The sequence below is a fragment of the Nocardioides sp. genome, assembly GCF_031422975.1.
Lineage (GTDB): Bacteria > Actinomycetota > Actinomycetes > Propionibacteriales > Nocardioidaceae > Nocardioides.
Genome location: NZ_JANPEO010000083.1, coordinates 1 through 2,680 on the forward strand (window position 1 = coordinate 1; position 2,680 = coordinate 2,680).

Annotated in this window: 3 protein-coding genes; 2 read left to right on the forward strand and 1 reads right to left on the reverse strand. The window is 69.4% G+C overall.

Features of this window, described 5'->3' with window-relative positions; translation table 11 throughout:
• The coding region (locus tag RMO85_RS02790; RefSeq protein WP_310526336.1) for a class I SAM-dependent methyltransferase at positions 1–859 on the reverse strand (859 nt) is incomplete at its 3' end.
• A gap of 62 nt (positions 860–921) precedes the next feature.
• Between RMO85_RS02790 and RMO85_RS02795 the strand changes: the two genes are divergently transcribed.
• Together RMO85_RS02795 and groES are read left to right on the forward strand one after the other, a co-directional pair.
• Complete coding sequence (locus tag RMO85_RS02795; RefSeq protein WP_310526337.1) at positions 922–1,959, forward strand: hypothetical protein; 1,038 nt, start codon at positions 922–924, stop codon at positions 1,957–1,959.
• A gap of 184 nt (positions 1,960–2,143) precedes the next feature.
• Entirely contained in the window at positions 2,144–2,437 is a 294-nt protein-coding gene (gene groES / locus RMO85_RS02800; RefSeq protein ID WP_310526338.1) for a co-chaperone GroES, read from the forward strand.
• The last annotated feature ends 243 nt before the right edge of the window (positions 2,438–2,680 follow it).

Consider the following 2,680-nt stretch of genomic DNA (forward strand, 5'->3'; position numbering starts at 1 on the left):
GGATCACGGCACCGTCGGGCTCATAGAGGAACCCGCCCAGCTCCCGGACCGGTCGCGGGAGACCGATGAACGGGTCGTCCTCATCGGTGATCGTGGCGAGCCCGCCGTCACCGATGACGGTGGCTCGGCGCTCGGTGGTCGCGAAGACGGGCGCCCACAGCACGGCCTCCTTCACGTCGCCGGCGTCGCTGACCCACTCGGCCTCGACGTGGTCGGGGATCAGGTCGTGCGCAATCCCCGGCGCCACCTTCACGACGCCTCGACCAGCCAGCAGGTCGAGGACGAAGGGCCAGGGCGGATTCCAGCCCTCGATGTCGAACACGCGGCCGCGGGGCCCCCGTCGAGCGGGATCCGCGAACGCCGCCCCGAAGCCGGATGGATCGATGGTGGCCACGTCCGCGACCTCCACGGCACCCGGCAGTCCCAACGCGGCCAGGTTGGCGCGGGCCGCGGTCACGCGCACCGGATCGAGGTCCACGCCGGCTGCGATCAGGCCCGCGCGGGCGAACGCGATGAGGTCGCCGCCGATGCCACAGCCCAGGTCGACCACGCTCGAGGGCCGGGCCGCGGCGAGCCTCGCCGCGCGATGCTCGGCCACGCGCAGGCGCGTCGCTTGCTCAAGTGCGTCCGGAGTGAAGAACATGAGGGGTGCCAGATCCCCGAACTTCGCGACCGCGCGCGTCCGCAGTTCCACCTGTGTCAGCGCCGCCGCAGCGCGTTCGGGGTCGGGCTCTGCCTTCCGCACTGCGGTTGCCGCGCGCACTGGATCGCCTGCGGCGTCGGCGTAGGCCCCCATCGCGACCTCGAGGAGATCACGCCCGGCATCGGTCAGCAGCCATTCGAGCGTGGGGACGTCCATTCGCGCATCTTGTCAGGTGGGCCCCCGCGGGCCGGCGAGGTGGAGATGGCAAGGTCATGACCGTGCGCACGCTCATTCGGCTCCTGGCCCTGGTCCTCGTCATCGCTGTCCTCGCTGGGGGCGGTGTCTGGCTCTCGCAACGAGAGCAGGGCGGACTCAAGGCGGGCACCCTCGTCTCCGAGACCGCGTCCGAGGCGCTCGTCGGCCGCACGGCCGAGGTCCGGGTGCCGTGGGGCACGTTGCAGGTGACGGTGTCGGAGCCGATCGCGGAGACCGAGGACGGCAAGCAGGCCGGCCGCGGCGCGAGCCTCGTCGGCGTCCAGGTCGCACTCGACGGACCGGAGGACCTGCTGGTGGCCGACCGGCTGCCTGGCGGAGCGCTGCAGGACCCGACGTTCACCCTGGTCGCCGACGAGCAGGAATACCTGCTCGAGGGGCTGGCCGGTTGGGTCGAGGACAACGAGATCGCCCAGGTCGCGCGTCGCCAGTACGTCGCGGTGAAGGGCGAGCCCGAGCAGATCAGCCTGCGCGTCGGCTACGACGGAGTCGACCAGGTCGTCGACGGCCTCACCGGCGACCTCGACCGGGACGCTGCCAAGCCGCTCTACGAGCTCGGCTTCGCGAGCGGAGCCCAGCCGTGCGCAGACCCGCTGTGGAGCCCCGGCGCGTCCGACGTGGGTGAGAACGTCACGACCTGCCTGGTGACCTCGTCGGCGCAGCGGCCCTACGTCGCCGGCCTGGGATGGGCGCCGGAGGGCAAGAACTGGATGGTGGTCACGGTGCTGACCGGCGCACCGACCGAGTTCGAAGGCCCCGACGGCACCTATGAGGTGGCCGAGTCCACGTCGACGTACCTCCTCGACGCCCAGGGCCCGGAGGAGAGCTTCGCGCTCAACGACGCCCTGCCAGCGGGAGCGGGCGAGGACGCGAACGATCCGCAGGTCGTCATCTTCGAGGTCGACCCCGATCGGCCGACCGGGCAGTTCGAGGTCCGCACCCGGCTGACGGGCGAGACCGAGGTGACGACGGGCAAGAAGGGCAACCGGGAGACGAAGACCAGGACGTTCAGGGCACTCGTGGCCCAGGGCGCCTTCGTCTGATCCACTCTGGCACTCGGTAAGGGGGAGTGCTAACGTCTGTTCTGGCACTCGCAGCATCAGGGTGCCAGCGCTTGCAATGACGTGCGATCCCCGCGACGGCGCGCATCACGGCAAGCCCAAGCGTGCGAGGAACATCCGTTTCTCGAGTCCAGTTCAGCCCAACGTGGAAAGTGGAGGTCGACAAGTGTCGGTCAACATCAAGCCCCTCGAGGACCGCATCGTCGTCAAGCCGCTCGACGCCGAGCAGACCACGGCCTCTGGCCTGGTCATCCCGGACACCGCCAAGGAGAAGCCCCAGGAGGGCGAGGTCATGGCTGTCGGTCCCGGTCGCGTCGACGACAACGGCAACCGCGTCCCGGTCGACGTCGCGGTCGGTGACAAGGTCATCTACAGCAAGTACGGCGGCACCGAGGTCAAGTACGCCGGTGACGAGTACCTCATCCTGAGCGCCCGCGACGTCCTCGCAGTCGTTTCCTGACCTACCAGATAGTCCGTGCCGACAGGACCCCTGAATCCACGCGATTCAGGGGCCTGATCGTCGCGGACTATCTGCATTGACCACAAGGAGCATCTTTCTATGCCCAAGATTCTGGAATTCGACGAGAACGCCCGCCGCGCCCTCGAGCGCGGTGTCGACGCCCTCGCCAACACCGTCAAGGTGACGCTCGGCCCGAAGGGTCGTTACGTCGTCCTGGACAAGAAGTGGGGCGCCCCCACGATC